The organism is Microcoleus sp. B13-B6 (assembly GCF_036705405.1).
In the GTDB taxonomy this organism is placed as follows: domain Bacteria; phylum Cyanobacteriota; class Cyanobacteriia; order Cyanobacteriales; family Microcoleaceae; genus Microcoleus.
This window is the reverse complement of the sequence record NZ_JAUBUJ010000191.1, coordinates 1-6,701: the sequence shown is the minus strand read 5'-3', so window position 1 is coordinate 6,701 and position 6,701 is coordinate 1. Positions and strand designations below refer to the sequence as shown.

Here is a 6,701-nt window from a genome sequence, read left to right as displayed (position 1 = left end):
TACGGATATGGGTTGATTTACATTCTGGGCATTGCATAAATTATTCCTCCTATTCATACTCTAACTCAGCAACGCCAAACTGCTTCGGTTCAATTCGAGCAAAGAAGGAGACTAAATGTATCATGAGAAGGAATTCCATTCGGCAGTTTCAGGAAACCTCTTAGCCATTCATATTTAGCTTTTCCATAGAGTTCTATTGCTCCCCATCCATCCGCACCGCTGATGACAGCTAGAATCGCAATGGCTACAATATCTATTAGTAAATGCTCTTTACTTCTTTCTATTCTTGGATCGGTCAATTTCTCAAAATGGTTTAAAAAACTAACGTTCAATAAGTCTGTCGGATTCGATACACCTATTGTTTTTTGTTGGGAAGTTAAAGTCGCAGTAAACCCTTTCGCCATCGATCGCACCTATGAATTACGCACTTGATTTAGCTAAATACTTAATCTTATCATGTTTTAGGTTGAAATTAAGATGCGTTTACCCTGCCACCCCTACCCGATTCTTTTGAAGCACTGCACAGGCAAAATCAACCATTTCTCGGTTGATTCCACTGTACTGTTTAGAACGATCGAACTCAAATCCCGTAAAGTCAAGGCTTGTAAACGTCGTCGGTAGTTTTGCCATTGCTACTCATTGGTAAATAGTGCTGCTAAGCTACTTACCAAGATACACTATTTACCACTATTGGTAAATACATTATTAAAAAGTCATAAGAGAAATAGAAGAATTTAGGAGGCAATGCGCTCGGCAATAACCTGGAGGACAACAGCAAGCTCTTCCTTTGAAATAGTACGAACTTGCTTTACAAGTTCTTGTAATAGGCTAGCTGTAGCTGTCCGCTGTCCAGCCAGGACTTGCTTAAATTCTTCAAGAGTTTCACCTCGGAACTGAGCGATGCGTTCAAGATTTTCTACATCGGGAATTCCTTCAAGATTTTCCCAAGCTTTAATGGTGGGATGAGTTACCTTAAGCAATCGGGCAAAGGCTCGGTAAGAGCGATCGGCACGCATTTGTTGAATTATTTCAGCAAATCTTTTCCTGGTAATATCATCCATCCGATATTTCTGAGATTGCCTCTGGCTATGGTTTTCAGAGTTTTCAGAGGTTTCAGAATCGTTTTGGGAAGAATTTTGGGAATCGTTTTGGGAAGAATTTTGATGGTTCTGACAGTTTTTGTGGCAGTCACTCGGAAGATTGTCCACCTGAGCATTTGACTGGGAAACTCCGGTTTCCTTATTTGGATAATGGCCGTCCAAAAAACAAAATATGATCTGAGATGGGGTATCCATATTGGTTAATATTGTATTATGGTAAATACGCCTGGTAAGAGTTACCAAGCCTATTCGCAGGTACAAGGCACAGAGCACAGAACACAGAGCAGAGGGAAAGGTAGAGCAGCAAACTCAAGCTAGTAATAGCTTAAGCCATAGCAAACATTGAGTTACCACCTTAGTTTGTTTTGATCTGTTCAGGATTCTCAATCACCACACCCTTAAATGCTTTGCGGTCTTAGCCTGTCCTGACATGGAAACAGGTACTACGTCCGCCTTACTTTAGCGTAACAACTCCTTACCTACATTAGCAAAGCTCCTTCATTCTCCTTTGAGCTTGGCATATTTTGCAATGCTTGGCATTTTGCGATGCACGGACAATGCACGGGCAACCCTAACGCGCAGTCAGGAAAGTTTAAGCGTGGACGGCTACCAATCTTTTACCCACTATTTCTTTATATGACAGAATCAGTAAGCTCAACAGTGCTAACTGTGTTAGCGGATACCAACAATTTGCCAGAGAAAGCAAAAAAGACTAAGCACACTTTAACGATTTCTTCAGAAATTGACCACAAAGTTCGTGTTTTCGCAGCGCACAAAAGAATTAGTGTGGGTTCTTTAGTGGAAGCAGCTTTAATTCTTTATTTCTCTCAGAATATCTCTCAACACAATACTGAAACTTAAGTATTAGAGAGGTTCTGATGACCATAAACGGATGGTGCCGGACTAATTACCACAAAGATGGTAAACGTCGTTTTGCCAAATTAACGGACGGCTTCTGCTGTGAATGCCTAGCCGATCGACTTGCTACAGCAACTACTGAATCAGTCGCTGAATCAGTCGCTGAACCCGTCGCTGAATCTAAACAATCACAGCAGCGAAAGAAGGAAATAGCTAATCGAAGAAAAATCACTTGTCTCGAACAGAAAATTAGTGATTTGGAGGTAGAACGCAACCATCTAAATTCAGAGATTAACCGTCTGCGATTGAAATTGCAGACTCTTATCAACTCCTTCAACCAATCGGAAGTTGAAAAATCAGGGATAAAATCAGGAGCAAAGACGTGAACAATAAAATAGTGATCGATCGTGAATTAGCCGAAAAACATCTCAAATATCTAGGATATGCACCGGGTGAAGCCTATTTGAGATTTTTCTTTCATTCCACAGACGATCGTAAGAAAAAAGATAAAGGACGCAAACTCTCTGGCTTAGACTACCAACGAATCGAACAATATCAAACAGATGGGCGCGGTGTCTATGTAGTCGTCAATGGAGCTGGTGGCACTGGTCACAGTGATGCTGACATCAAACAGTGCTGCGGTATTTTCTGTGAATGGGATAATATCCCGTTAGCTGAACAATTTGAAAAATGGAGTGAAGTAGGATTTGTAGAACCGACATTCACCATATTTAGCGGTGACAAGTCCATGCAACCGTATTGGTTGTTCGAGGAGCCTATTACACCGGAACAGTGGCGCGAACTGCAAGTGATTCTCATCGAGATAATGGGAGCTGATGAGAGTAATAAAAATCCTAGTAGGGTGTTTCGCTTAGCAGGGGGTTGGCACATCAAACCCGATCGCCCACCAATCAAATCAGAAATAGTTTCTGACTCCGGCATCCGGTACAGCTACAATGATTTGCGGGAACGTCTTATTAGATTATTGGCAGAACTTGAGCAAAGGAGAAAGGAGGAAAAAGAGCAGAATCAGCAGAACTTACTCGATTTATTAGCAAATTCTCAGAGACCGATAAGCAGTGAAAATACTGCTAACGGTACAGGAAATGCTGCTACTTCAACAGCGACACTTATCAAATTAACAGAAACTCTTCCCGCGCCAACAACCCAAAAGATAAAATTCAAAGATATTAAGGTTCCGGTGTCGATCGCCATACCCTTGGATTCCGCCTTGGGGAAAGCCAAAGTTTATCTGAATGGAGTCGAGACTCAAAGAAATACGTCGATGGCAATGCTTGCCAGAGATTTATTGGGAGTTCAGACAGAATTTCAGCGACTTGGACAAGCTACTGATGACGATGCTTATACATTGTTTATGGATGCTTGTCGGCGCTGCTCATCTGGTGGCGGATGGGACGAGGATGAGTGGCAGCAGGTATGGGATTCGGCTGTTAAATCGAACCCGATATCCTCTATCAAACACTATATTCCTGATGGAGTAGAAAACTGCATCAAGGGCGTATACTGGCGCTTTCTCAAAAGTCAGCGACCCTTTGATTTAGATTTATTACCTGAGTCTGCTTCTATTCCTGTTGCTGATTCTGTTCCTGATTCTGTTGCTGATTCTGTTCCTGATTCTGTTGCTGAGTTAGAAAATCCAAAAGCATCGGCTTTTAGCATTTTGAATTCTGATGACAAGATGATTCAGGATTACAAAAAGTTGAATAGACATTTTGGGAAGCGGATCAGGCTAAACACACTCAGCAAACGAATCGAAATAGATGGGAAACCAGTATCTCTCGATCGAGTCCGTCTTCAACTCGCCATCCGACACGGAGTATTAGTCCGCTCCAGTAGGGAAGATATCCAAGACATTCTCACAGAAATAGCCGTGGAAAATCAATACTCACCTATTCAAGAGTATCTGAATTCTCTCCCAGTGGCTTCAGATACTTCAATTTTAGATACTTTGGTTCACAAATATTTTGGAGTTGAAGGTGAATTATACACAAAATTCATCCGCAAAACTTTGATAGGTGCGGTAAAACGTGCCTTTGAACCAGGGTGCAAAATGGATACTGTTTTGATTTTGCAAGGGCCTCAAGGATTCCGAAAATCCACATTTTTCAAAATCTTGGCAGGCAAACAATACTTCGACGATTCTTTAGGTACAGTCTCAGATAAAGATGAACGGCTCAAATTACACCGAGCCTGGTTTGTTGAATGGGCGGAGCTAGAGTCAATTTTTCGACGGCGGGATGTCAGCTCGACAAAAGCTTTCCTCTCTACTGAAACGGACGCAATTCGACCGCCGTATAGTCGAGATACCGAAGCTTTCGATCGACCTTCCATTATCGTGGCGACCACGAATAAGCAAGAGTTTCTCGCCGATGAAACTGGCAACCGCCGATTTTGGATAATCCCGGTCAAGAAACGGATCGATACCAAATTACTCAGGCAAGAACGAGACACAATTTGGGCTGCTGCGATGCTGGCTTATCGCTCTGGTGAAGAACCCTATCTAGACTTTGAGAATGACGAAGAAAGGGCAGAGCAACTAACTGAAGACTTTCAAACCTCTGACCCCTGGGAAGATGTCATCCTCAATTACATCGAACATCGCAATTATGTCCAGGTCAGTGACCTTCTCAATCATCTCCAAGTCGATTTGAGTCGGCAAGAGCGATCGCACCAGATGCGCTGTTCGGCGATTCTCAAAAAAATGGGCTGGGAACGAGAATTCCGAATGATCGGCTCCAAACGGGTTCGAGTCTGGGCAAAAGTTGAACGCCCTGAACCTGACCCTTTACCCCCTCTTGAATCTCCTGTTGAACCTGCTGATCAACCTCAGTTTTTGGAAAACCCCTTAAAAACTGAGGTCGATCGCAAGGTTGATCTCCTTACTGGCTCTGGGTTTGATCAACCTGATCAACCTGATCATCCTGTTTCTCAAACTTTATTAATTCCTGATTCAGCTCCGACAAAAGCTTCTGATTCAGCCCCCGATTCAGCCCCCGAACAAATCTCCCATCTAACTTCCCATCTAACTTCCCATCCAACTTCTGAGCCAAATTCTGAGCCAACTTCTGAGCCGACCTCTGATTATGGCGAGAATGCCCTGGCCCAGTCATGTGAACCGCTCGCAGATTTAGCAAGCAAGGACGCGCTGACCGATGCTGAAAAAGCAGCCGATTTAGGAAGTTTGGGTGAAAAGGTCGATCGGGTCGATCGGGTCGATCAAAACCATAGCCAGAGAGACTTTCAAAACGATCGACCTTTCCCAAATGAGGTTGATCTTTCAAAAAATGAGGTCGATCAGCAAACTCAACAACAAAGAGAGGAAGCTGACCTACTCGAATATATTCGGACAGTGCTCGAAGCCGGCGACCCAGAATTAGCCAGAAATATCCAGAGTGTTTTGAAAGAAGTTTGCGGAACTGGGGTAGCCGATCGCCAAAAGGTCTGGGCAAGTCTGACCGAAACCGAAAAAGCTGCTTTCATCGCTCTACTCACAGTCCCTGACTCTGACTCTGACTCTGACTCTGACTCTGACTCTGACTCTGACTCTGACTCTGACTCTGACTATAAGACTGCTGAAAACCTACCTGAAACCAGCAATGAACCAACCACATCAATCTCTGAACCCACATCTTGCCTAGATGAACCCACATCTTGCCTAGATGAACTCATAGAGGAAGCCAAACCAGCCGAAGCAGAATCACAATCAAATTCTGAAAATTCTGTGGTCACACCAAGTGAACAAGAGCCGATTTCTGAAGAGGTATCAGGGCAATTAATTAGTGAAGAAGATGCAGAGAAACTGCGGGAAATAGCGTTGATTTGGTGGAATGAATATTATCCAGAGCAGTTGCAGGCTCTGCTAACACAAATGTATGCCTGGAAAGCACCAGGAAACAAATATGACACGGCTGTGATAGTTCAGTGGCTGGAGGGAGAGGAAGATTTAATTCGCGATCGAATCACGCAATTGATATCGATTAAAAATGCCAATTCTCCAACTCTAACAGACAAGGAGACAGACAGAGATTATGACAAATGAAAGAACAGGAGAAGATGAAGATCACTCAGATAAACTGTCAACTGAACTTACAATTGAACAAAAGTTTAGCCTGAAAGTTTATTCTGAGCGGACTAAATCTCTTTCCGCTGAAGAGGCACAGATTTTGCTGATTGAAATGGTTCGTCGAAACATGATCCAGAGCAACATAATCAAACATCTGGTTAATTCTCAAGGTGAATCAATCATCTAATTCAGGTTCTAATTCAGGTTCTTAATCAATAATTAATGGAGTTGACAGAAGAATTGAGTCGCTACCCAGATGGACTGGGAGCGTGTCACTTTTGCGATGAGTATTTATACTTAAACATTTCTTCGCTTACCAATTAAGCCATTTAAGTAAGCACATCGATGAGCCAATACCTGCCCAATATGTTCTGATTTCCAACTTGCTCCAGATATTTTAACCCGTCTAGCTATTTGCTTGATTCCTGATTCTACTGCTCCAGAACCAATCGAACAGATTCCATCTCTCTGGAAAAGTTCGTAATTAATAATTCTTTCTTTATGCTTTTCTAAATACTTACAAAAATTAACGGCTGGCTTTTTCTTCAATCCTATGAATAGTGCTATTGCCTTTTTTACATCTCCTTTCCATAAATATGTTTCTGCTTGCTTCAATCGCTTCATTGAACCGCCTACTTTCTGAAGGTTTTCATTCAAAT

At 42.6% G+C, this 6,701-nt stretch carries 6 protein-coding genes and 2 pseudogenes; 4 read left to right on the top strand and 4 right to left on the bottom strand.

What is annotated here, in order from left to right:
* Nucleotides 1–82: 82 nt before the first annotated feature.
* From QUB35_RS38040 to QUB35_RS38030, 3 genes and pseudogenes are all read right to left on the bottom strand, one after another.
* Nucleotides 83–404: pseudogene (locus QUB35_RS38040) on the bottom strand (transposase family protein); the annotation flags it as partial.
* Between the two features lie 79 nt (nucleotides 405–483).
* Entirely contained in the window at nucleotides 484–630 is a 147-nt protein-coding gene (locus QUB35_RS38035) for a hypothetical protein (protein WP_333148130.1), read from the bottom strand.
* Between the two features lie 104 nt (nucleotides 631–734).
* Nucleotides 735–1,295, bottom strand: a complete 561-nt coding sequence (locus tag QUB35_RS38030; RefSeq protein WP_333148128.1) for a helix-turn-helix transcriptional regulator — start codon at nucleotides 1,293–1,295, stop codon at nucleotides 735–737.
* Between the two features lie 441 nt (nucleotides 1,296–1,736).
* Here QUB35_RS38030 and QUB35_RS38025 point away from each other — a divergent pair, with 441 nt between their 5' ends.
* Genes QUB35_RS38025 through QUB35_RS38010 form a run of 4 tightly spaced genes read left to right on the top strand, consistent with a single transcriptional unit; the run spans nucleotide 1,737 to nucleotide 6,229 of the window.
* Nucleotides 1,737–1,961, top strand: coding sequence for a hypothetical protein (locus QUB35_RS38025; RefSeq protein WP_333148126.1), 225 nt, complete (start codon nucleotides 1,737–1,739; stop codon nucleotides 1,959–1,961).
* 17 nt (nucleotides 1,962–1,978) lie between these two features.
* Nucleotides 1,979–2,344 carry a hypothetical protein gene (locus tag QUB35_RS38020; protein ID WP_333148124.1) on the top strand — a complete coding sequence of 122 codons (366 nt, stop codon included), beginning with the start codon at nucleotides 1,979–1,981 and terminating at the stop codon, nucleotides 2,342–2,344.
* Entirely contained in the window at nucleotides 2,341–6,018 is a 3,678-nt protein-coding gene (locus QUB35_RS38015) for a virulence-associated E family protein (protein WP_333148122.1), read from the top strand. Before QUB35_RS38020 ends, QUB35_RS38015 begins: the two co-directional genes overlap by 4 nt.
* Nucleotides 6,008–6,229, top strand: coding sequence for a hypothetical protein (locus QUB35_RS38010; protein WP_333148120.1), 222 nt, complete (start codon nucleotides 6,008–6,010; stop codon nucleotides 6,227–6,229). The genes QUB35_RS38015 and QUB35_RS38010 overlap by 11 nt, the downstream gene beginning before the upstream one ends.
* A gap of 110 nt (nucleotides 6,230–6,339) precedes the next feature.
* On the opposite strand, the pseudogene QUB35_RS38005 reads toward QUB35_RS38010, so the two are convergent.
* Nucleotides 6,340–6,701, bottom strand: a pseudogene (locus tag QUB35_RS38005) (ISKra4 family transposase); the annotation flags it as partial.

What these genes read in the sequence shown, in the direction of transcription:
- QUB35_RS38035 (WP_333148130.1), bottom strand. Translation starts at nt 630, where the DNA reads ATGGCAAAACTACCGACGACGTTTACAAGCCTTGACTTTACGGGATTT.
- QUB35_RS38030 (WP_333148128.1), bottom strand. Translation starts at nt 1,295, where the DNA reads ATGGATACCCCATCTCAGATCATATTTTGTTTTTTGGACGGCCATTAT.
- QUB35_RS38025 (WP_333148126.1), top strand. Translation starts at nt 1,737, where the DNA reads ATGACAGAATCAGTAAGCTCAACAGTGCTAACTGTGTTAGCGGATACC.
- QUB35_RS38020 (WP_333148124.1), top strand. Translation starts at nt 1,979, where the DNA reads ATGACCATAAACGGATGGTGCCGGACTAATTACCACAAAGATGGTAAA.
- QUB35_RS38010 (WP_333148120.1), top strand. Translation starts at nt 6,008, where the DNA reads ATGACAAATGAAAGAACAGGAGAAGATGAAGATCACTCAGATAAACTG.